The sequence below is a fragment of the Sphingobacterium haloxyli genome, assembly GCF_002980525.1.
GTDB classification, from domain to species: domain Bacteria; phylum Bacteroidota; class Bacteroidia; order Sphingobacteriales; family Sphingobacteriaceae; genus Sphingobacterium; species Sphingobacterium haloxyli.
The window spans coordinates 121,404-144,308 of record NZ_PVBQ01000002.1; the positions used below are offsets into that span (position 1 = coordinate 121,404).

The 22,905-nt window shown below is 44.0% G+C and carries 16 protein-coding genes; 11 read left to right on the plus strand and 5 right to left on the minus strand.

Features of this window, described 5'->3' with window-relative positions; genetic code table 11:
- The first annotated feature begins 212 nt into the window (after window positions 1-212).
- From C5745_RS02470 to C5745_RS02490, 5 genes are all read left to right on the plus strand, one after another.
- Window positions 213-3,404 (plus strand): TonB-dependent receptor, encoded by a 3,192-nt coding sequence (locus C5745_RS02470; protein ID WP_165792996.1) that lies wholly within the window; start codon window positions 213-215, stop codon window positions 3,402-3,404.
- 3 nt (window positions 3,405-3,407) lie between these two features.
- On the plus strand, window positions 3,408-5,006 hold the full coding sequence (locus tag C5745_RS02475; RefSeq protein ID WP_105715392.1) for a RagB/SusD family nutrient uptake outer membrane protein: 1,599 nt from the start codon (window positions 3,408-3,410) through the stop codon (window positions 5,004-5,006).
- A gap of 32 nt (window positions 5,007-5,038) precedes the next feature.
- Entirely contained in the window at window positions 5,039-5,917 is an 879-nt protein-coding gene (locus tag C5745_RS02480) for an endonuclease/exonuclease/phosphatase family protein (RefSeq protein ID WP_133166276.1), read from the plus strand.
- A gap of 29 nt (window positions 5,918-5,946) precedes the next feature.
- The gene (locus C5745_RS02485; RefSeq protein ID WP_105715394.1) at window positions 5,947-6,798 is read left to right on the plus strand and encodes an endonuclease/exonuclease/phosphatase family protein; all 852 of its coding nucleotides are present in this window, start codon (window positions 5,947-5,949) and stop codon (window positions 6,796-6,798) included.
- Between the two features lie 359 nt (window positions 6,799-7,157).
- Window positions 7,158-8,201, plus strand: coding sequence for a threonine aldolase family protein (locus C5745_RS02490; protein ID WP_105715395.1), 1,044 nt, complete (start codon window positions 7,158-7,160; stop codon window positions 8,199-8,201).
- Here the strand turns inward: C5745_RS02490 and C5745_RS02495 are convergent.
- Both C5745_RS02495 and C5745_RS02500 read right to left on the minus strand, forming a co-directional pair.
- Window positions 8,191-8,697 carry a GNAT family N-acetyltransferase gene (locus C5745_RS02495; protein ID WP_105715396.1) on the minus strand — a complete coding sequence of 169 codons (507 nt, stop codon included), beginning with the start codon at window positions 8,695-8,697 and terminating at the stop codon, window positions 8,191-8,193. The genes C5745_RS02490 and C5745_RS02495 overlap by 11 nt on opposite strands.
- A 138-nt stretch (window positions 8,698-8,835) precedes the next feature.
- Window positions 8,836-9,522 carry a hypothetical protein gene (locus C5745_RS02500; protein WP_133166277.1) on the minus strand — a complete coding sequence of 229 codons (687 nt, stop codon included), beginning with the start codon at window positions 9,520-9,522 and terminating at the stop codon, window positions 8,836-8,838.
- Window positions 9,523-9,757: 235 nt separating this feature from the next.
- Between C5745_RS02500 and C5745_RS02505 the strand changes: the two genes are divergently transcribed.
- Window positions 9,758-11,566: a helix-turn-helix transcriptional regulator gene (locus C5745_RS02505; protein ID WP_133166278.1), complete on the plus strand. Its 1,809-nt coding sequence runs from the start codon at window positions 9,758-9,760 to the stop codon at window positions 11,564-11,566.
- A gap of 3 nt (window positions 11,567-11,569) precedes the next feature.
- Here C5745_RS02505 and C5745_RS02510 read toward each other — a convergent pair whose 3' ends face one another.
- Entirely contained in the window at window positions 11,570-12,355 is a 786-nt protein-coding gene (locus C5745_RS02510; protein ID WP_105715399.1) for a hypothetical protein, read from the minus strand.
- Between the two features lie 521 nt (window positions 12,356-12,876).
- On the opposite strand from C5745_RS02510, the gene C5745_RS02515 reads away from it, so the two are divergent.
- The 3 genes from C5745_RS02515 to C5745_RS02525 are packed head-to-tail and all read left to right on the plus strand — an operon-like array spanning window position 12,877 to window position 17,012.
- Complete coding sequence (locus C5745_RS02515) at window positions 12,877-14,475, plus strand: fucose isomerase (RefSeq protein ID WP_105715400.1); 1,599 nt, start codon at window positions 12,877-12,879, stop codon at window positions 14,473-14,475.
- Between the two features lie 19 nt (window positions 14,476-14,494).
- A complete protein-coding gene (locus C5745_RS02520) occupies window positions 14,495-16,045 on the plus strand; it encodes a sodium:solute symporter (RefSeq protein WP_243403225.1) in 1,551 nt (516 codons plus the stop codon).
- A 19-nt stretch (window positions 16,046-16,064) separates the two neighbouring features.
- Complete coding sequence (locus C5745_RS02525; RefSeq protein WP_243403226.1) at window positions 16,065-17,012, plus strand: dihydrodipicolinate synthase family protein; 948 nt, start codon at window positions 16,065-16,067, stop codon at window positions 17,010-17,012.
- Window positions 17,013-17,099: 87 nt separating this feature from the next.
- Here C5745_RS02525 and C5745_RS02530 read toward each other — a convergent pair whose 3' ends face one another.
- A complete protein-coding gene (locus C5745_RS02530) occupies window positions 17,100-20,039 on the minus strand; it encodes a M16 family metallopeptidase (protein WP_105715402.1) in 2,940 nt (979 codons plus the stop codon).
- A 265-nt stretch (window positions 20,040-20,304) separates the two neighbouring features.
- On the opposite strand from C5745_RS02530, the gene C5745_RS02535 reads away from it, so the two are divergent.
- The gene (locus C5745_RS02535; RefSeq protein WP_105715403.1) at window positions 20,305-21,072 is read left to right on the plus strand and encodes a hypothetical protein; all 768 of its coding nucleotides are present in this window, start codon (window positions 20,305-20,307) and stop codon (window positions 21,070-21,072) included.
- A 140-nt stretch (window positions 21,073-21,212) separates the two neighbouring features.
- Here C5745_RS02535 and C5745_RS02540 read toward each other — a convergent pair whose 3' ends face one another.
- Window positions 21,213-22,253, minus strand: coding sequence for a linear amide C-N hydrolase (locus tag C5745_RS02540; protein ID WP_105715404.1), 1,041 nt, complete (start codon window positions 22,251-22,253; stop codon window positions 21,213-21,215).
- Between the two features lie 182 nt (window positions 22,254-22,435).
- On the opposite strand from C5745_RS02540, the gene C5745_RS02545 reads away from it, so the two are divergent.
- A complete protein-coding gene (locus tag C5745_RS02545) occupies window positions 22,436-22,861 on the plus strand; it encodes a hypothetical protein (RefSeq protein WP_133166279.1) in 426 nt (141 codons plus the stop codon).
- Window positions 22,862-22,905 lie beyond the last annotated feature (44 nt).

Sequence of the window (22,905 nt, forward strand, 5' to 3'; positions counted from 1 at the left end):
AAGAATCCTTCCCGGCGGCAACCGAGAAGGAAGACGTTCGACTAAATTAACTGCTGCCAACGCCTGTCAGCATATCCTTTTATGAATTAATAATCAAACATTTCAAATGTATGAAAGAAGTATTACATTTTAAACTCCGGCGGTCTAAAACGACGCTCGTTCATTCAAAAAACAGTAGAAAATCTCCCAGATTTCGACGAACATTTTTAATTATGAAGCTTACCGGCATTCTATTATTATTTTTCGGCATGCACCTAAGTGCACATACCCTTGCACAGCATGTAACGCTACAGGCCCGAAACAGTAGCCTGAAAAGTGTTTTTAAAGAGCTCAATAAACAAACAGGTTATTATTTCATTTACAATGAGCATCTTGTGAAGCGCACGAAATCAATAGCAATTGATGTAAAAAACGCTCCCTTGTCCAGCGTACTGGATGAAATATCAAGCAATTTAGGACTGACGTATACGCTACAAGGAAAAACCATTATCCTGGAAGCGAATGCAACGAAAGTGGCAACAACATCTAGCCGTCCACAGCAGGAAACAGTGACAATCAGCGGTGTGGTTTACGATACGCAGGAGCCGCCGATGCCACTGGCCGGCGTAAACGTCATGGTAAAAGGTAGCGCCGAAAATACAACCACAGATGAAACGGGCTTCTTCTCTGTAAACGCGAAAAAAGGAGACGTTTTGGTATTCTCGATGGTCGGCTTTCACCCTAGAGAACACCGCGTTACGAAAAGCGAAAGAAGCTTACCTATTGCCTTACAAAGCGATGTGGCGGCACTCGAGGAAGTTGTCGTCGTAGGGATGAACGAACAACAGAAAAAACACATCGCCAGTTCCTTGTCGACGTTACCTATAGAGAGCAATATTGCCGGCAAGCCCATAACAAATCTCTCGCAGGCTTTACAAGGCGGAGTGACCGGTATTCAGGTCAATCAGGGTTCTGGACTGCCCGGCGGCGATGCAGCGACGGTATATATCCGGGGTATCACCACGTTGAACAGCGCAAACCCCTTGGTGTTGGTAGACGGAATTCCAATGGACATGAACCATATTGACCCGGTAACAGTGGAAAGCGTAACCGTATTGAAGGATGCGGCCGCGGCATCCATCTATGGATCACGTGCCGCAAATGGTGTGATTGTCGTTACAACTAAGAGAGGAACACCCGGCAAAATGCAGGTGAATTACGACGGTTATCACGGTTATCAAGCACCTACAGCATTGCCCCAAACGGTGGATGCGGTCCGCTATATGGAGATGGATAACGAAGCCCACGTTGCCGCGGGTCGACTTTCACCGCATACTGATCTTACTATTGAGGAGACGCGTAAGGGAACAGACCCGCTCTTGTACCCCAATACCAATTGGGTCGATCTGATGCTAGACAAGATGGCGCCGATTTCGAGCCACAGTCTTTCTGTGAGCGGCGGTAACAGCCTGGCGCGCTTCGCGGTGACCGGAAACTATATGGATCAGGGCAGTATGCTCCCCAATTCGAATCTCAAGCGCTTTAATATCCGGGCAAATACGACAGTCACCCTGGCGGACAATTTTTTGGTCAATTTAGATTTTACGGCAATCAGACGGAATAGGGAACTCGTAAATCGGGTGACATCAGGCGGTACGTTTCGCTTTTTGGAGGATTTGTATCGTGTAGCGCCGAACGTATTGCCACGCTATCCCGATCGGGATGGACGACAATTTTATGGACAGTTTGCAGATATTGTGAACCCCTTGGCTTACGCGGAAGTAGGCGGAGTACGTAAAAATGAGTACACAGAATCACTGATCAACTTCCGTCCGAAATGGACGGTGCTTCCCGGATTAAATGTCAACGGGCAGTTTAGCTTCCGGTTGAATAGCGACGCACACCATAATGTACGCGAAAATTTTAATCACTTTGACTATTATACCGGCGTGTTGCTTCGGACATGGGGCCTGCAACGGGAGGCCGACCAATCGCGTTCGACCTATTATTTTGTGGGTTTGAATGCAGACTATACGCTTAATCGCGATAAACATAGTGTGTACGGTATTTTGGGTTATTCGCAGGAGCAGCGAAATCAGGGTGATTGGACCGTATATGCTTTGCGCTCGGCATATACCAAATTGAATTATTCGTACGATGATCGTTTTTTGATGGAAGGTACGGTTCGTATGGATGGATCCTCCCGCTTTGGCCCGGGCAAAAAGTATGGTTTCTTCCCCTCGGTAGCCGTAGGATGGAACTTGCATAACGAGGCGTTTTTGAACGAATCCACCTTAGTGAACAACCTAAAGCTAAGAGCCTCTTACGGTAGTCTCGGAAACGAGAACATCGACCCTTACCTTTATCAATCGTTGATCAATCCGAGCACCGCTTTGGAGATCTCACATGGGAACCCGGATATTTCCTGGGAAAAAGTCGATATGCTAAATGTCGGGTTTGACTTGGGTTTGTTTGCATCTAATAAACTGGAGCTGACGGTCGATTTCTATGACAAGCGGACCAACGGGATGCTTTTGCAACCACAATTACCCTTGACCGGAGGCTTCCAGGAAAAAGTGCCGGTTAATGCCGGCGAGGTACAAAATAAGGGATGGGAAGCGTCGTTAACCTATACAGAAAAGCTGAATAACGGGTTTGGGTTTTCGATACGACCGGGCTTTACTTACAACAAGAATGAGATTTTGAGCCTTGTAGGAGGGCCTTACGCCGGTAGCGGTGCTGTCCGCAACCAAGTGGGTTCAAGTATCGGTAGCTTCTTTGGGTACCGAACGGACGGTTTATTGCAGGCAGAAGATTTCTATGACAATGGAGAGCCAATGATTGCGGTCAGAAGCCACTTGTCAGCCCCTGGTGATATTAAATACATCGATATCAATCAGGATGGACAGATTGATGAAGCTGATCAAACAATCATTGGTGATCCTATGCCCCGCGTTAACTTCTTTTCCAACTTTAGGTTTGATTACAAAAATTTCGACTTGGAGTTTTTACTTCAGGGTACCGGCAAGAGTGATGCCATGCTGACGGGAATGTTTGCGCTTCCGCTCGATGGGATAGCCGATGGTGGCGTGCCTACAACTTATTACGCAGATAACTATTGGACACCCGATCGAACCGATGCGCGTTTTCCACGCTTAAATGTTAGCCCGAGTGATAACCGTATGGCATCCGACTTCTGGTTCCAGAATGGAGCCTATGTGCGTGTGAAGTTCATCCAGTTGGGCTACACACTACACCAGCACTTGGCCAACAGACTTAAGCTTTCCGGACTACGCGTGTTTTTGAACGCACAGAACCCCATGACCTTCACGAGTATGAAATTAGTGGATCCGGAAAGTCGGGGTGATCAATGGAAGCATAGTATCATGGCAACATATTCAGTAGGAGCAAGTATAAGATTTTAAAAAATGAACAAACGATATATTTATTCAGCATGTTTAGCAGTTGGTTTGTTGATAACAACTAGTTGTGAGAAATTTTTGGTGCAGGACCACCCTACCAGCGTATACGATGAGCTGTGGTGGAACACAGCCGCAGACGCGGAGCTGGGGCTCTACAGGTGCTATGTCGGCATTCCGCATGGTCTTTCGGGGCGGCAGATTATGTTTCTGGACGCCCTGAGCGACCAGCTTGTGGCACGGCAAGATACGCGTGGCGAATACGAAGCGTACGTCAGAGGGATACAGGCGTCGAACTGGGATAGAGCCAACCATATTTATATGGACAACTACAAAACCATCCGACGAACAAATCGCCTGCTCGAAAATATCGGTCGCGTGTATATGGAAGAGTGGAAACGGGAGCGATTTATTTTGGAAGGCAGGGCACTAAGGGCGTATTATCACATGGAGCTCCTGATGCTATTTGGGGGGGTGCCGATCGTAACCACCGCGCTCAGTCCGGAGAATAGCTATATGAAGCGAAACACAGAAGAAGAAGTGTATGCGTTTGCCATGTCCGAGCTGAAGGCCTGTGCAGAAAAGCTTCCTGCGCGCTACGATTTCGCCGACCGTACACGCATCACATCCGGGATTGCCTACGCACTGATGGCTAGGCTAGCTTTATTTTTCCATGATTACGAAGCTGCAAGAGAGGCATCATTAAAGGTGATAGAATCGGGAGAGTATGAGCTTTATCGCGCACCAAATCCATCCGATAGTTATACGAATCTGTTTCGTTACGCCGGCGAAGAAAACAAAGAACGGATTTTCTTTCGGGATCAGGGAAGTAGTGGCGCGTTTACAGCAATCGGCATGCCCAGCGAGGGCGGACTAAGTGTCCTATCGCCGACGGCCGCTATCGTCGATACGTATCAGCTCAAGGACGGCCGAAATTTAAACGAGCTTTCTGCAGATTCTATTGCGCTATTTCATCGCGACCCCAATCATAAGGATATGCGCGACCCCAGACTGAAAGCGTCTATATTTTTAGTGGGCGATACCTTTATGAGCTCTACCTTAAATCCGTTTGATAACTCCGGTGTTAACGCCAATCGTTTGGGGATCCAATATTCCACGGCTACCGGCTACTGGGTGAAAAAGTATCTCGATGAACGGGATAAGGAGAATACATCCAGCACAAGGATCCTTGATTTTATGATTATTCGTTATGCAGAAGTACTATTGAACTATGCCGAAGCCCTTGTCGAACTCGATGAATGGAATCATCCGGATGTGCTCTATTACGTCAACTTGGTGCGTAATCGTGCCGGTATGCCAAGTGCGACGCTAAGTAAATACGATTCAAAGGAAAAAATGCGTGCGCTTATCCGTCAGGAAAGGTCCGTGGAGTTGGCATTCGAAGGCGTTCATTATTTTGACATCCGACGCTGGGGAACATGGAAAGAGGTGATGAACGGTACGGTATATGGTGCCGTCGATCCAGAAACCGGAAGGAAAGTCGAAGTGGAAACCCGTACGACGAATGGTGACCGTTCCTTTTGGTGGCCTATCCCGGAAGTGGAAATTTTGTCGAATCCTAATATGGAACAAAATCCCGGTTACTAATTATTGAAAATTATACTTTAAAGATACATGTTATGAAAACTTCATTAAGTTTCTTGTTTATATGCCTGATGCTCGTTTCTTCATGCAGTAAAGCGCCTTGGGAAAGTTATGTCGCGCCGGTGGATCCAAATCCACCGACGCCCGGAGCAACAAATCCTGATGATGATAATGACGAAGAAGAGAAAAATCCGAACAACATCAAAATTATTTCTATCGGCATAAACAATGCGAATGCCGACTACTCGGCCATTACTCAATTAATAAATAGTGAACAAGCGGATTTAGTCGTGTTGCGGGAAGTTGATAAAAATAATACGCGTACGGGCATCAGCATCAATCAAGCGGAGGTTATCGCAACCGATGTGGGTATGCAGTATGTGTTTGCGCCGCAGCTTGATAACTACCGGGAAGGACAGTTCGGATTAGCGGTATTGTCAAAATTGCCAATCGAAGAATCCTCGGTTATGAAATTGCCCGTAGATCCTGCTGTAAACGGGGATGAACGTCCGTTCGCATACCTGAAAGTCAATTTTAGCAGAGACATCGATATAGCCTTTATTGGCGTCCACTTAGACGATGGAAGCAATGCGAATAGGAGAAATCATAACCGACCTTTACAGGCGGAAACCATCGTAAATTTCATTAAGGATATGGATATCCCCGTTTTTGTTGCCGGCAATTTCTTTTTTCAGAATGAAGGATCGGATATGCTACCGACCGTCTTGACAGATGAAATGACACCGGGTTGCCGCCCTTGTGAAGCGACGGTAAACCAGCACGGAGGAGACTTTATTGCGGACCATATTTTGTATAAGAATATCGATACACAAAAATTAGTCGATTATCGATTGGGGCCCTCTATCAGCAGTCGACGACCGGCAATTGCAGAGTTTAAAATTATTACAGAATAAGTGACAAGTTGTGGTTAAAAATAGTGACTATGCGTAAATACATGTATGGGTTTGTTCTGTTGCTCGGAATAAGTATTTCCTGCCAAAAGAATGAAACCGCCGGTCCAGAGGAAGACGGAGGCAATCCAAAAGGTGAGTCGACGTTTGTTGTTGCCAGTTATAACATCCTGCACGACACAGACGCTATACCGGCGCATTATCAATGGAGCAGAAGAAAAGATTTGTTAATAAAACAGGTCGTAGATCGGGAGATAGATATCTTGTGTCTCCAAGAGGATCAAGCAAACCAAGCGGCGGATATTCAAAGAGCAACCGGGCTGCAGATAGTAGGGACATCCAAAAGAATACTCTATGATGGACAGCGATTTGCTGTGCGCAGCGAAGGACGTTTCTATTTGTCTGAAACACCGGAGAAAAGCTCGTACGGTTGGGACGCGGCAGTAATTAGGTTATGTAACTGGGCGCTCTTTAATGACCGGAATACAGGGCGTAACTTCTTTGTATTCAACGCGCATTTCGATCATATAGGTGTCGAGGCACGGGAGAAATCTGCACTGCTCATGAAAGAAAGAATCGATTTTATGACCAACGGGCAACCCGTGATTTTGACAGGTGACATGAACGCCTTACCGGGCAGCATGCCGATCCTCACGCTGACACGCTTCCTTAATGATAGCCGAGCTATCAGTGAAACCGAGCCGGAAGGACCGATCGGTACATATAACGGAATGAATAACGATCGCGCCTATGAAGGTCGTATTGATTATGTTTTTACAAGTAGCCACTTTCGGGTTAATGAATACGCGGTACTACAGGATGAAACTGATGGGATTTTTCCTTCAGATCATTTTCCCGTTATCACGAAATTGGAGCTTAAATAAATTAAAAAACCCTTGGTCTAGACAAGCAGACCAAGGGTTTAGCTTTTAATCAAGCAGCTCAATCCACTTCTAGCGTATCCAGTTCCATCAAAAAAGCATTTAAATGTTGTGAGGTAGAACGAGCGACTGCTTGTAATTGATTAATCATCTGCGCTCGGGCATATAAATCATCCGCGCGATATGTTCCACCTTTGGTGAAGTTGACGGACTTCGCGGCAGCGTCCTTATCGTCTTCAAACTGCTACATAACCAAGCGTTCACATAGATAAATATTTTTTATTGCGTAAACTAAAGTTTCAACAGCGAAAAGAAAAAGGTTCAGACTTTGTACTTTTGTGTTGTTAAAATCCATGCACAACATGTACAGTTTCAAAAATGACTACGCCGAAGGCGCACATCCGGATATCTTGCAAAAATTAATAGCGACCAATCTTGTACAGCACGACGGTTATGGTGAAGACGAATATTCTGTAGAGGCTAAGGAAGTACTTCGACAAAAGATACAAAACCCCGATGCAGCTATTTATTTTGTTTCGGGCGGCACACAAACGAATCTAATCGTCATATCTTCGCTGTTACGGCCGCACGAAGCTGTTATTAGTGCGAATACAGGGCATATTTACGCGAATGAGGCGGGTGCAATCGAGGCTACCGGGCATCGGGTAATTACCGTTGATACAGAAGATGGTAAAGTGGCTCCTGCTGCTATCGAAAACATATTGCAAGCGTATTTGCTTAGGCCGCATGTTGTAAAACCTAAGCTGGTATACCTATCTAATTCGACGGAAATTGGTACAATATATAAAAAATCAGAGCTTGAGCAATTGTCGGCCTATTGTCGATCAAAAGACTTATATCTCTTTTTAGACGGAGCTAGATTAGGACATGCCCTTACCGCGGAGGGCAACGACCTGACCTTATCCGATGTTTCCCGTTATACAGATGTCTTTTATATTGGGGGCACGAAAAATGGCGCATTACTCGGCGAGGCAATTGTTTTCGGTAATTCGGATCTGGCGAAGGATTTGGATTACATGTTAAAGCAAAAGGGAGCTTTATTGGCGAAAGGACGCCTATTAGGTATCCAATTTCTGGAATTGTTTAAAGACGATTTATACTTCTCGTTGGCAAAGCACGCCAACAAAATGGCGATGAAAGTAGCCCGCGCGATAAAAAAATTAGGCTACGATTTCCTTACAGAGCCTGTCACTAACCAAATTTTCCCCATTCTTCCCAACGATGTCGTTGAAAAGCTTGCAAAAAGGTATGCATTTTATGTCTGGAAAACCATCGATGCGGATCTTGTAGCTATACGCCTAATCACTTCCTGGGCAACCGACGAAGATAAAGTAGACGCATTTATTGCTGAGTTGGAAACTGCAAGTGTACCGATTAAGCGATAATTTTTTCAAAAGCGCGTCGTGGTGTACCCCGAAACGTTACCTCTCCACAATAGGTATATCCCATCTTTTCAAAGATACTGAGCATGCCGGGGTTATCAAAGTTTGTATCAGCTCGCAGACTTGGGATATTGTGCTGTCTTGTGAAATCTTCGATATGAAGCAGCAGTTTTTGCGCAAGCCCCCTACCCAAATAGTGTTCAGAGATGGCAACGCGGTGGTAAACCACAAAATCTCCCTTTGTAAGCCATTTGCCCTTTATGTGGGCATATTCTGGTTCGTCATTTATTAATATGGCGCAGTAGCCCACGATAGTATCGCCGTCCGCTAATACATATCCATTTCCCTTTTCAATATCCGTGCTGATAACAGCAGGATTTGGGTAGCCATCCTGCCATTGATTGCTTCCATCTTCTTTTCTCCGTTGGATAGCATGTTCCAGAATTTGCCAGATATGAACAGCATCTTCTGGCTTTGCTTGTCTAAACGCGTATTTCATGTGATATCAATTTAATTGGATCGGACACCGTCGCTCCTGCTCTTACTTTTGATGGTTTGAATTTACGACTTTATTACATATGTACAACAACTGAGGATTTTGTATTTGCTAAAGTTAACGGACAGTGCTATTTCGCTTTTATTTCTTGTCCGTAATGTATATTTCCAATAGCCCGTTATCTGATTTCAAACGTATGTCATAGCCCGTTTGTTCTACTAATCTTACCGGAAGCATGTTTTCTGTTTCAAAATCGGTGCTGTTGAGTTGTTCTTTGGGTTTGTGGCCTCTGCTCATTTCTTTGGATTTCGCGAGGTAGTAAACGTCTCCTTCTACATTGAGGACCTTAAACCAACCGAAGCGACCTTCCATCCCCAACGGGTTTCCTTTTTCTTTATAGAGCTCGTACCGACCAAAGTAGATGTCGTCCACTAGAGGGGCCTGCTCCATCGCAAGGTGCTTTTCAGATTTTGCCGGAGGTGGCTTTACGGAATCATAAATTACGTAACCGAATACACCCATGAAGAGAAGAACAAATAGCCACCCGACAACGGTGATTTTAAACACAAAAGGAGGCTTGGGAGTGTCTAGTGCCTTCTGTTGATAATATTCCTTCATTTGAGGTGTCCAAAGCCGTTTCGGAATCCGTTTGTTCTCCACGGAGTCCCAGTATTCACCAAAGGTTTTCTTCGTATATACGGTATAGAGAATCGTCCGTGCTTTATTTCGGTAAACGCCTAGTACCATCGGGTTTCCTTGGTTTTTAGGGTTTTGTAGGTTGTCCGTATGATGCGTCGATTGTTCTATTTTTTGAATGTGAAAAAACATGGCCTTTATGTTTGTTGTACGTACTACCACGAAAGTCGCCATAAAAATTTGAAGTATAATAATGAAACGTATAACAAAGTATCTATCGGTGTTACGGATGTATATACAAAATATCTACAATTTTTTATGTTGTTGATTTATAGTTTATAAGCGATTTTGCAATCTTGAAATTATGGTGCGCTATTTTATATTAACATTTTATTTTGGTTATCTTGTTCTTTTGTAGATAACTTTTATGATGTTGACCAAAATATTTTTGTTTATTACTCTTTTCTTGATCTGTTCCTTAGGACATGCGCAGTATATTCTGCCAATTACACAGCAAACACTGGATACATTGGATGAGCTCCAATTGCGCAATAAATCTCCGGAAGCATTTACCGTCTTGGAAAAAGCGATAAAGGATACGGACTCTCCCACGGATTTAGCGTATTTGTACGCGCATCAAAGTGGTATGTACATCGCCGTGGATAGCCTGTTGAAAGGGAAAAAGTTATTGGATCTCAGCATGGAAAATGCAGAAAAATCGAAGAGTCCACACGCTAAGGCCATCGCTTACCGCGCTAAAGCCTACCTAAGTAATATACTCAATCTTCCGGATGCTGTCGTAGAAGATGCGCTGACGGGGTTGAAATATGTCGAAGATAGTGACGATGACTTGTTGACGAAATATCACCTTCATTATCTTCTGTATAGCGCTTACAGCAAATGGGATGATGAAGGAAAGATGGAAAAATATATCCGTATTTGCCAACAGTATGCACTTTTAGCAAGCAATATTAATCTGCAAGCGAACGTAAACAATGGTATGTCCAGTATGTTTCTTGCTCGATATAAAGCATCCGGTCAACAAAATTTATTGGATAGTAGTTATCACTATTTGGATAGGGCGTTAACATTATATCAGCGGTCGCCCGATAAAATCAGTGGCAATACGTCGGTTATCACCTGCATCAATCTGGCAAATTACTTTCTGGAGTTTTCCGAAGAGGATTTGATGACCCGCCGTCAAAAGGCCTATCCATATCTCGATCTGGCAGAGGAGAAGCTTCAGCGTGCGGACGCAAGTTCAGAAAAATGGATTAATGTATATGGCATTAAAAGTGGCTTCGCGAAAAAGGAAGGGGATTTTGTGCTTGCGGAACACTATCTCCTGCAGGGATTGAGTCAGTTGATGAATTCCAGCAGAAATCATTTTAAACTGGAGTATGCGGTCAACAAGGATCTAAAAGAGATCGCATTAAAGAATAATGACGTAAAAAAAGCGTTGACGTATCAGCAAAGGGCAGAGGATTTGCTAAAAAAGTCTTTTGATGAACAGCAACTCTTCAATGCCCAAAAACTGGAAGTCCAATATGAAACGGAGAAAAAGGATCAGCAACTGAAATTGTTGGGGGAGCGGGAGGTATTCCGTAAGAAACAAAACTACATGTACGGCGGGATCGCGGTAGCTTTGTTATTCGGGTTTATTTTCATGTTTGTTTCCTATCATTTTAGACTAAAATATGCAGTTGAAAGAGAAACAAAGCTGGCCAAGGAAAAGGAAGATGCGGAACATCAAGCAGCAATGGAATTAAAAATTGAGAAAGAGGAGCAAGCTAGGCTAAAAGCTGAACAGGAGCTATTGGACCTAAAACGGCAACAGTTGGAAAAAGAAGCACTGGCAAATTCATTAATTATCGACCATAAAAACGATATGTTGAAGCAGATACAAGGCAAAATTCGAGAAGGCGATACTTCCGATATCCGAAAACTGCTGAAAGAAGAAATGCTACTACGGGCAGATTTTGATGATGTTAAGAAGCAAATCCAGGAGCTCCACCCGACTTTTTTCCAGCAGCTGACGGAGAAAGCAGTCCATAAGCTTACGCCGCTCGACCTGAAATACTGTGCGTATATCTATCTCCAGATGACGACCAAGCAGATCGCTCAGGCATTACACGTAGAACCACAGAGTGTCCGGATGTTCAAATACAGGCTGAAACAGAAATTTGGCTTTGGTAAGGACGTCGACTTGGAGAAGTTCTTGTTATCCCTGTCTTGACGGTTATTCCCATTCACTACCACTGCTCGGATCGAATCTTGGCAAGGGGAAGGGTTTGTGAGCGACGGGCTTGTTTTTTAGCAGCGTTCCGTTACGAACATGAAAAGTTGCCATGATGTCGGTGGCGTTATAGCGGTTGTGTTCGGAAGGACCGTCTTTCGTTGCTTGCATATTGAACAAATAATACTGAGCCTTGCCTATAACGATAATCAGGCTGTCCTTAAATAAATCCGGTCGCATGGCGGTGGTCAAACTTTTACCTTCTTTAGGGGGATTCTCGAAAACCATCGTCGTATGAGCGGTTGCCGCCTTCTCCTTCGGATCCGTTCGATTGATAACGATAAGGTGAAACGTCATGCCGATACGGCTTAAGCGAGGCGGGTAACTTTGCAACGTCCAATTTTTCTGTTGGGGAAGTGTAACTTTTACCTCGAGCCTGTCTATATCGAACGAAATTTGTGGACGCCAGGGGAGAATAGTGTTCCAAGATGCGCGTTTGTTTAGTGGGAAGCCTTCCAAAATGTTAATGTGGGTATACTCGTCGACCGCTTCGTTAGAAAGTGTTTGATCTCTGTTGCGCATTTCCCGAAGCAGTGCGACCAGCTCATTGAACGTACTTCCGGCTTTTAAGCGCGGACTGAGCGTGGTTAGATGTTGGTATATTTTGGAGGCGATGGTGCTCAACTGCCCGAAATCCTGCGCCGTTACCCGGCTGTTCTCGCTTAATTGATAATCTTGCCCCTTTTTGCGTAGCTTTTTAGAAATAAATTTATTAATGAGGTCATCCATGTCTAGTCCAGTTAGCTTTTTTAGCTTTTAGTTTCTTACGAAAATAAAAAAAATTACTATGTTTGAAAAACCAAAGACATGCCTGCTCGCATTTCGTAAAAAATCTTAGCAAATAAGTCTGGAAAAGTCCACACAAGTCCGTTAAAGTCCGCTCAAGTCCGTAGACAATTCGCTTTAACCTCAGTCCAACCTAACTTTAACTTCGCTCTCGGTTCGGAACATCATCGAGGTCCCTACGGATAACTATCGGCTATTTATCGATAATTACCCGAACAATAGCCTTTCGGCAGGCGAACGAAAACCGAACGAGAACAGAAGAAGGTCCGAAGAAGGTCCGAAGAATGTCTAAAGAAAGTCCGAAGCAGGGGCGAAGCAAGTACGATGCGATTCTTTCGTTCCGATTATTTAGCCGTCTGTAGCGGGGAATGATAAGATGTTATATATTTTGGAAAAGTTACATCACGAAATCATTGAATTTCTAAACCATCTTTGTATTACGGGACATAAATCAAAGGACAACAATGGATAATAATCAAGCTTACTTAGTATGTAGTGGAGACCTCAGGCCTTCCGCAAATATCAAATGCTGGCCGATGCAGCAACAGATGGAGGAAAAACTCCAACAGGCATTGCAGCATGTTGGCTGGACCATCAAACGAGCGCATGGGTACGACGAAGAAAAAGGACATGGTTTTATCGATTACCAGCATATTGGGGTTAAAATATTCAGAGGAATAGATAAAAAAGCACCACTTATTGTTGCAGAGAGCGTCTGGCAATATAGCCATCATGTTTTAGCAGGACTTATTTCGCACGAAGGACCTATCTTGGTCGTGACCAATTGGGACGGAACTTATCCAGGCTTGGTCGGTGCTTTGAATTTGACAGGGTCATTGACCAAAGCCAATGTGAAGTATAGTTTCCTTTGGAGCAAAGATTTCAATGACGACTTTTTCAAAAGTAAACTACAGGAATGGTTGGACAGGGGAACGGTCACGCATGACTATTCCCATGTGCGAGCATTTGCACCGCAGGTCCTCACGGCAGAAGATAGTACATTGGCCGAAAGATTTGCAGCGAAGATGCAAAATGACAAAGTGATCATGGGCGTCTTTGATGAAGGCTGTATGGGGATGTTTAACGCGATTGTGCCGGATGCGTTAGTTCACCAGTTGGGTCTGTTTAAGGAACGTCTTAGTCAATCCACGTTATATGCCAAAATGTTGACTGTTTCTGATGAAGAGGCACATGCTGTATTGGATTGGCTCTTAAAAAAAGGAATGAAATTCGGCTGGGGTACCGATCCGGTGAACGAACTGACAAAAGAGCAGACGCTAGAACAATGCAAAATGTATGTAGCGGCACTCCGGTTAGCGGATGAATTTGGATGTGATACGATTGGTATACAGTACCAGCAGGGACTGAAAGACCTGGTGGCTGCGAGCGACCTAGTAGAAGGTCTTTTGAACAATACAGAACGACCACCCGTTTATAACGAAAAAGGAGAGGAACTGTATCCAGGGGAAGCGTTACCACATTTTAATGAAGTAGATGAATGTGCTGGGATCGACGGCTACCTCACGTATCACCTCTGGAGACAGCTAGGGTTAAACGGTGATAATACGCTACATGACTTACGTTATGGTGAGAACTTTGTAGTAGATGGAAGAGAGGAATTTGTATGGGTGTTCCTAATATCCGGAGCGGTCCCCGCGTCTCATTTTGAAGGTGGGTATACGGGTGCGAGCAGCATGCGCCAGCCGCCGATGTTCTTTAAAAAAGGAGGAGGTACACTTCGTGGGGTAAGTCGTCCTGGAAAAATCGTGTGGAGCAGAATCTATATCGAGCAAGATGAATTGTGCTGCGATATAGGTACAGGACGTGCTGTGGAATTGCCGAAGGAGGAAACAGAAAGACGATGGGCGCTCACCGATCCTCAGTGGCCAATTATGCACGGGGTGCTGGATGGCGTGAGTAGAGACCAGATGATGGCGAAGCATAAAGCCAACCACATACAGGTAGCTTATGTCGACGGCGATTTCGACGTGAATAGAGCGGCAGAACTTAAAGCGGCTGCGTTGCAGGCGCTGGGTATCAAAATTAATTTTTGCGGTATTTAGACTAATTGGTATATGATACATGATGAATAACTTACCGATCATAGATCTGGTTGTAATAGCTGTGTACTTGCTGGCGATGGTACTGGTCGGTGTATACTTTTCCAGAAAAAACACGACTACTGATGCTTATACCAAGGCTGCAGGCAGCATACCTAGTTGGGCGATTGGGATTTCGCTTTATGCGACATTTTTAAGCTCAAATACCTTTCTCGGGGTTCCCGGTAAAGCATACGGCGCCAACTGGAATGCTTTTGTTTTTAGTCTTTCTATGCCGCTAGCGGCTTTTATTGCGGCCAAGTATTTTGTGCCTTTTTATAGAAACCATAAGACGGTGTCAGCCTATACTAATCTAGAGAATCGGTTTGGCGCCTGGGCAAGAAGTTATGCGGTAGTCTGCTTCCTACTGACACAGGTAGCGAGAATGGGCTCTATATTCTTTGGCATTTCCCTCACCCTGCAAGCCTTGACAGGGTTGGATATGTCGGTAATCATGTTGGTTACCGGTGTGTGTATTGTCGTATACACCGTGCTTGGTGGATTGGAAGCTGTGATATGGACGGAGGTGGTACAAGGATTACTTCTGACAGTAGGTGCGGTGATTGTTATTGGAACGCTGGTTTATAATACTCCCGGCGGCACTGACACCATTATTGATATCGGCATGAGAGATGATAAATTTAGCTTGGGGTCGTTCTCCTTGACGGATTTTTCCTCGTCGACGTTCTGGGTGATTTTGTTATATGGCTTCTTTATGAACCTCACAAACTTCGGGATGGACCAAAATTACGTCCAACGTTATCATGCCGCACCAAATGCGAAGGAAGCCACCAAATCGGTGTGGTTGTGTGTGTGGCTTTATCTGCCTATCTCCCTGTTGTTTTTTGTTATAGGTGTCTGTTTATATGCTTATTACGACGTCAATCCGGAATTGTTGGCGACAGTTAAAGAACAGGCGGCTTTGGAACGGATGGGCACAGGAGGCAACCTTGCGGGGACGATGAATGCCCTAACCCCGGCAGATTACGGCGACAAAGTGTTGCCGCACTATATGGTAAACCACATTCCGGTAGGAATCTTGGGGCTGATTGTTTCTGCTATTTTGGCCGCCGCTATGAGTACGATCAGTTCAGGGATGAATGCTTCTGCCACCGTTTTTACGGAGGACATCTATAAACGCTACATCAATCCCAACATATCGGATAAGGGTAACCTCCGCCTACTGTTAATCTGTACAGGGGTATTTGGCGTGATTGGGATGTCGGCAGGCATTGCAATGATCGGCGTCCAAAGTATATTGGACGTGTGGTGGACCTTGTCTGGAATCTTTGCAGGCGGTATGCTTGGCCTGTTCTTACTTGGGATTACCAATAAGAGGGTAGGCAATAGCGATGCGATGTTAGCTACCGGTGTGGGAATAGCCGTTATCCTATGGATGACATTCTCCTATCTGCTACCTGAGCACTATGCGTTCCTGAGGAACATGCTTCATGCGAATATGATTATTGTGGTCGGAACGATGGCGATTCTCTTAGTGGGGAATATTAGTCAGCGGTTACGACCTAAAGCGTAATACCCGATAACTAAAACATATGAATATTGTAACGATGAATAACAGCAAAAAATTTATACCGGTGATGCTGATGCCGTTTAAAGAAGATTTGAAGATTGATTACGATGCATTGGATCGATTGGTTGATTTTTATCTTGAAAGTGGAGCCGGCGGACTGTTTGCCAACTGTCTGTCCAGTGAGATGTATCAGTTGTCGGTAGAAGAAATGGTCGATTCGGTAAGCCATATAGTAAGTCGTGTAAATGGACGTGTTCCTATCGTGGCGACCGGTTCTTTTGGCGAAACGATAGCGGTACAAGCCGAGAATGTAAAGAAAATATATGAAACGGGCGTTTCAGCAATTATTTTGATATCCGGTCTGTTGGCGAAGGAAGAAGATTCAGAAGAGGTGTTCAGAAAGAATGTCTATCAATTGCTGGATTTGACAGAAGATATTCCTGTGGGATTTTACGAATGTCCGATTCCTTACAAGCGTATCATATCTCCTGCGTTGCTAGGCGAACTGGTGGCTACCGGACGTGTAAAATATCATAAAGATACCTGTTTGGATATAGGAAATGTGCGCCAAAAAATAGCGGAGACGGAGGCGGAGCGCACCTTCGGGTTGTACGACGCTTATATGGTGCATGCAGTGGAGTCTTTAAAAGCCGGATCTGCTGGTCTTTCGTGTATCCAAGGAAACTATTTTCCGGAGCTTGTGGTGTGGCTGTGTGATAATTACGCCAAAACTGAAAAGCAGGATAAGATAGCCAAGGTACAGGAGTTTTTCACAAGCAATATGGCCGTTATGCACGATACCTATCCAGCCAGCGCAAAATATATATTGAAGCAGCGGGGAATGAATATCGGGTTGACTTGTAGAAATGGAAGTGTGCTGCCGGGCACGGAAACGACGAAACAACTGGATTTGTTGCTGCAAGATTTTGAACGTTTATCCGTTGAGATAGACTTGAAAAGCATCAAATAGCTTTCAATACAAAGGGGCACCATCACAGATGCCCCTTTGTATTACGCTATCGAACAGACAGCTATAGCCATGTTACGCCTATAGCGCCTAATATCCGAAAATCTCCTCTAATGAAACCTTTTTAACTTCTCCTGTTTTCTGCAGTTCTTCCATGTTTAAGCTTTCTTCATCACCAATCACGCAATAATTATAAGGCTTGTTCGCGAGTTGCTCAGCGTGGAATGCTTTTAGATCCGCATATTGTAACGAAGGTAATCGTTCATAAATATTCTTGCGGATATCCGTTGTATTGCCGAGACGTTTCGCCATCAAGTAATTATTGAGCTTGTTTTCGTTCCCTATGCGATCACTGGCGATCGATTTTTGAAGACTTACGCGAGCTGTTTCCAGTGCCATCGGTGATTCAGGTAACGTGTTTAACAGATCATTCATGCCTTCTAACGCTTCAGTAAGTTTATCAGATTGTGTAGCGATATAAGCCCCCACCATGCCATGATTTTCTTTCTTGCGGGGCTGGCCGTAATAAGCGTAAGTGGTATAGGCTAGTGCTCTCGCTTCGCGTAGCGTTTGGAAGACAATACTACCCATGCCACCACCGAAATAACTGTTAAATAATGATATGATTGGTGCTTTTTCGACGTCGTATCTTTCTGTGTTACGTAACCAGAATATTTCGACCTGTTTCATATCGTAGTGTGCTAATAAAACCTGGTTCGCCGTTGTCGGTTTTTCAATAAACCGTTCACCTCGTTTTACCGTACGATAAGCCCTGTCATTGTTTTTTAATGGTGGCAATGCAGCTGTGAGTTGTTGTATCTGCCAAGGTCCATAATACAAAATCGTGTGTTCTGTCTCTGCCAAATCGTGTAGAATGCTAACCAGATCTTCCGCTCGCAGTTGGTCGAGTTCAACGTCTGTCAAGGTATAGTTAAAGGGGTTTTTTGCGCCATATTTGGCATAAGCCTGCAGACCTGCCAATATATTTTTCTTATCGTTTTTAGCGTTCAGCCGTGACCTTTTCAGGCGACCTTTAAATGCTTCAAACGCGACCTGATCTGCTACACACTCGCGCAGCAGCTGTTGAATTAAGCGGACCGTCTGCACAAAGTTCTCATTCAATCCAGAAACCGAAATCGTTGTTTCCTCATCACCCGCGGAGACTCGGAACGAAGATGCCAATTTGTAAAATTCGGTACTGAAATATTCGCTGGAATGATTTGCTGTGCCTAAAAATTGGAAATAGCCCAATGCTAACGGCAATAGTTTATTGTCCCATCCTCCCACATTGAATTGATAAGACAGGTTGAACAGTTCATTTTCTTGATTTTGAACAGTAAGTATTTCTTGGCCATCTAGCACTCCTTTGGAAAGATCTTTCTCGTAATTTATCCATTGTGGTGTAATAGGCGCCTCTGGGATTTCATTGATCTTTCCTTGAAAAGCCGACTGTGCATCTCTATTGATCGTAATTGGAGTGATAGCTGGTTTTGCTACTTTGTCGACGGTAGCATCGGTTCCCTGCCGTTTGTACACTGCTACATAGTTTTGCTCGTTCAAGAATTTATTGGCGAAGGCGACTACGTCCTTTTTGGTGATTTTTGCTAAGCGTTCCATATAAGCTAGCTCATCTACCCAGTTTACTTCTGAAGTAAAAGCATTCATCAGATCTTCTGCCCGGCTCTTATAGCTGGCCGTACGCATAATTTGGCTTTTCCGCTCGTTATTGATAATTGAAGTAATCAAGTCATCCGAAAAATCGCCGTCTCTAAGCTTTGCTAATGTCGTCAATAACAATTCTCGAACCTGATCCAAGGATTGGCCCTGAGAAGGGTTGCCTTGTAATATCAGCATAGAATAGTCTTTTAGGATGTAAGGGAAAGCACCGGCACCGAGTAGCTTCTGGGACTTTACAAGGTCAAGATCGATTAATCCGGCAGACCCGTTAGTGAGTATGCTTGCCATGAGATTAAGCATCTGTGCCTCTTCTGTGGCTGCGCCGGGAAAACGAAAGCCCATTAACAATAATTCTGGGTTAGGCCCTTTTACTTCGCGGACAATCGGTTTGGTGATAGGTTCTTCTGCGTCGAATTGATAGGCTGGAATGGTTTTAGGTTGCATGTAAGCAAATGCTTGGTCTATCTTACGGATCATTTCTGCCGGCTCGAAATCGCCGGACATAATTATACCCATATTGTTCGGTACATAATAAGTATTGTAATATTCATTAATGGCCTTTAACGAAGGGTTCCTCAAATGTTCTACCGAGCCCAATATCGTTTGCTTTCCATAGTTGTTGTTCGGAAATAAGGAAGAAAATATAGCTTCAATGGCTTTTCTATTATCATTATCTAAGCTCATGTTTTTCTCCTCATATACGGTTTCTAACTCGGTGTGAAAGAGGCGGAGTACTGGGGCGCGAAAGCGTTCTGCCTGTACGGTCAGGTATTTGTCGATAACGGTATTAGGGATGTCTTCGATATATACGGTCTGTTCATACGAGGTAAAGGCGTTCGTTCCTTCGGCGCCCATGTTACTCATAAGTTTGTCGTATTCGTTCGGAATCGCAAACTTAGCCGCCAATCCTGATACACTATCGATTTCGCGATATATAGCTTGACGTGTTTGAGGATCTTCTGCCTTGTTGTACCTCTCGTACAACGCCTCAATCTCATCCAATAGCGGTTTTTCTTTTTCCCAGTCTAGCGAACCAAATCTAGCAGTTCCCTTAAAGAGCATATGTTCTAAGTAATGTGCTAAGCCGGTATGGTCTTTTGGATCGGTCTTACCGCCAGCTTTCGTTGCGATATACGTCTGTATGCGCGGCTCCTTTTTCGTCGGGCTCAGGATGACTGTTAGCCCGTTATTCAGTTTGTAAAAGCGTGCTGCCGTTGGATCGCCCGGGACATACATGTAGCTGTACGCACCGTCTTTCCCTTCTTTCCATGTGTAGGAACCTTGCTGGGCGATACTAGCGCTCGTCCATACAAGCAGTAAAATGAAGGCAATTGATTTGAAGGTTGTGTTCATCTATTAATTTTTTCTGTGGTGGAAAATTTTTTCGTCTATGCTCCTATCGGCAGAACAAATGACGAATAAGCAAAGTAAGGGACAAGTAATATTATTTTCAACTACTTTCGATAAGTTCCATAATTTTTATGGTATTTAACTCTTTTTAACGAAAATATTTTTGTGTATACCCTAGTTGTATTCGGAATGTTAATTTCTGTAAAGAAATCTTTCTGTAAATTAGTCGACGCGTTATGGACAAGATGGAAATTTATACAGAACAACTATGACAAAATTTTTGGTTTTTTTTATCGCTACGTTTTTTATCGCTCTCCATAGTTTCGCGCAGGAGACACGTATCAATATTCGTGCAAAAGCTAAGGACGCCAAGTTTATCGGCTCCTCCTTGGGTGGAGCGTATGTTATCGTCCGCGATAAGGTCAACGGCCAGATATTGGCAGAAGGTAAGACCGAAGGTTCGACTGGTGATACAAAGTTGATCATGGATCAGCCTTTGCAACGAGGAGAATCGATTGCTACCCCGGAAACCGCCAAATTTCAGGCGGTATTAAACATTGACGAGCCTACATTCGTCGAGATCGAAGTGCTGTCGCCGATCAACCATAAAACGTCGCAAATTCGGGCGAGCACCGAATTGTGGATTATTCCCGGTAAGCACATCTTAAACGATGGCATTGTGCTTGAAATACCGGGGTTGATTATCGACGTGCTCAAGCCTCGGACACACGAGTACATCTCCTTAAAGAGCCTTACCAGTCAATCATTGCCTATACAGGCCAATGTGGTTATGATGTGTGGCTGTTCTGTCGAATCTGGTGGGCTATGGGATGCCGACAAAATAGAAATCAAAGCGATGGTAAAGCATAATGGTAAACGTATCGATGATGTGATCTTAAAGTTTGCGTCACCGAATCTCTTCGAAGGCGGGATACCTGTCACTGAAACGGGTAATTATGAAGTTATTGTTTACGGTTACGAAGAACATACAGGGAACACTGGGCTGGACAAAGTGAATTATATAATACGTGATTGACGATGTCGTGTAGTCCCATTTATTATCATTGAAGAACGGCTTTTCCAATTAAAATAATTGGGAAAATAGGAAAGAATGCAACAGGACATCCTAAGTACGAGGGATGCCCTGTTTGTAGAAATAAGGACAATGAACTAAGGTTAAATACCCATAAACTTAAAAGGTTTAGCTTCTTTAAAAGCGCTGTTTGATAAACCGCTGAACGTCGCATGTCCCTTTAAATCCAACATCATGGTTTTAGCTCCTTCCTGCAAATCGAACTTTGTCAGATCGACCCAAAATGTATTTGGGGTTAAGACCGTTTCAAAATAGTAGACTTTATTCTTTTGGTCTGCTACAGATCTCCAACGTGTTGATGATATATTAGGTTCTGTTTCCGAACTAATTCCAAAAGGTACAGAGCAATTTCGGATAACGCTGAATACACTTGCAACTGCTATCCTCGTATCTTCCGTCTGCGGAATGGCATTTATGTAATAAGAAGCTCTGACAAACCGATCGGCTGCCCGGTTTGTACCAGGCAACATAATGGTTCCCGGAATACCTTGCCAATAGTTATTCAAAGCAAGCTGCTGGTCGAAAACCGGCGAGTTGGTCATTACGGTATATGACGGGTCATGATGGATAACAAGTTTTCCATCTATATATTCAAAAATGGCATTGTCGCCCGTAGCATCTGAAATTGACAGGTGGAGCGTTGTAAATTTTGTTGTGCCGGGTATGTAGTCACTAACGACAACAAAAGATTCATCTTTTAATGCCGCTACCGCTTCATTTACAGTCGCGAAATTATCTAAGACATATTGTGCCCAGGCTGAGATGGCAATGCCCTTCTTTGTGCCCTGAGGATCAAATCTAGGATAGCTGGATTCTACTAACCACAATACATTCGCAACAAGCCCCTTTTCGTTTAAGCCATCTGCGGTTGCAATATCCCAAGCACTCGATATTACACTTCCATATTTCGAAACCCATGTGAGCGACTGTGGACCAACTTCTCCACTTCTTGCCATACCACGAGGAAATACCCAAACGTTGGCAGCTATATCGTCTTTCCAATCCATACTGCGGGCCGTTATAACGGTTCCGTTCGGCCCCTTATACACTACCCGTGTACAAGCTGCTGTTTCTTGTTGAAAGCATAAAAATGCTGCCAAAATAAAATAGAGAAAATACTTCATAACGTAATATAATTTAAATTAAATGGGTATTTCAATGTCAATACACTATGGTCTTAACCTTTGTATAGTGCATTTTGTTTGAAATTATTCCTTTGTTTTCCCTGCTAATTTTATTGTTCGGATTTAGCTACATGATTTTGGCATTATACTTGGATACGTCCTTTTGTAATTTAAAATTAAGAATGATGAAAGGATTAACATTTAGAACCTGGATGTTCCTGCTTACAGGAACAATTCTAATGGGGCTATCGTCTTGTAGTAAAGAGACCGTGGATAATATTGGCAGAGATACAGCGTTGAATATTATTCGTTCGAACAAGTGGTTTGATGTGGTGAAAACAACAACGGTAGCCGGTCAGGCCGATGTTCGGGTAACGTTAGTGGGAGAAGGTGAAAATATGGAGTTTAAATCCAACGGATACGCTTATGTGTATGGGACAGAAGGAGAAACAAGCTCTTATTCCTATAGTATGCCAACCAGTAAGAAGATGGTTTTTGACAATGTAGAGTACGATATTCAGGAAAATATCATCCAAACCGTAGCTAAATTTACGTTGGTAAATACAGCGGGCAACATCACTACAAAAATTGAATTTAGGCGGAGATAGCGAAGAATATCACAGACAAAACCTTATCTTCGGGAATAGATATA

Excerpts from the sequence above, each read along its gene's own strand:
- C5745_RS02500 (WP_133166277.1), bottom strand. The coding sequence starts at position 9,522 with ATGTTTTTTCACATTCAAAAAATAGAACAATCGACGCATCATACGGAC.
- C5745_RS02540 (WP_105715404.1), bottom strand. The coding sequence starts at position 22,253 with ATGAAGTATTTTCTCTATTTTATTTTGGCAGCATTTTTATGCTTTCAA.
- C5745_RS02520 (WP_243403225.1), top strand. The coding sequence starts at position 14,495 with ATGATGAATAACTTACCGATCATAGATCTGGTTGTAATAGCTGTGTAC.
- C5745_RS02545 (WP_133166279.1), top strand. The coding sequence starts at position 22,436 with ATGATGAAAGGATTAACATTTAGAACCTGGATGTTCCTGCTTACAGGA.
- C5745_RS02490 (WP_105715395.1), top strand. The coding sequence starts at position 7,158 with ATGTACAGTTTCAAAAATGACTACGCCGAAGGCGCACATCCGGATATC.
- C5745_RS02475 (WP_105715392.1), top strand. The coding sequence starts at position 3,408 with ATGAACAAACGATATATTTATTCAGCATGTTTAGCAGTTGGTTTGTTG.
- C5745_RS02505 (WP_133166278.1), top strand. The coding sequence starts at position 9,758 with ATGATGTTGACCAAAATATTTTTGTTTATTACTCTTTTCTTGATCTGT.
- C5745_RS02480 (WP_133166276.1), top strand. The coding sequence starts at position 5,039 with ATGAAAACTTCATTAAGTTTCTTGTTTATATGCCTGATGCTCGTTTCT.
- C5745_RS02510 (WP_105715399.1), bottom strand. The coding sequence starts at position 12,355 with ATGGATGACCTCATTAATAAATTTATTTCTAAAAAGCTACGCAAAAAG.
- C5745_RS02470 (WP_165792996.1), top strand. The coding sequence starts at position 213 with ATGAAGCTTACCGGCATTCTATTATTATTTTTCGGCATGCACCTAAGT.
- C5745_RS02485 (WP_105715394.1), top strand. The coding sequence starts at position 5,947 with ATGCGTAAATACATGTATGGGTTTGTTCTGTTGCTCGGAATAAGTATT.
- C5745_RS02515 (WP_105715400.1), top strand. The coding sequence starts at position 12,877 with ATGGATAATAATCAAGCTTACTTAGTATGTAGTGGAGACCTCAGGCCT.
- C5745_RS02525 (WP_243403226.1), top strand. The coding sequence starts at position 16,065 with ATGAATATTGTAACGATGAATAACAGCAAAAAATTTATACCGGTGATG.
- C5745_RS02535 (WP_105715403.1), top strand. The coding sequence starts at position 20,305 with ATGACAAAATTTTTGGTTTTTTTTATCGCTACGTTTTTTATCGCTCTC.
- C5745_RS02530 (WP_105715402.1), bottom strand. The coding sequence starts at position 20,039 with ATGAACACAACCTTCAAATCAATTGCCTTCATTTTACTGCTTGTATGG.
- C5745_RS02495 (WP_105715396.1), bottom strand. The coding sequence starts at position 8,697 with ATGAAATACGCGTTTAGACAAGCAAAGCCAGAAGATGCTGTTCATATC.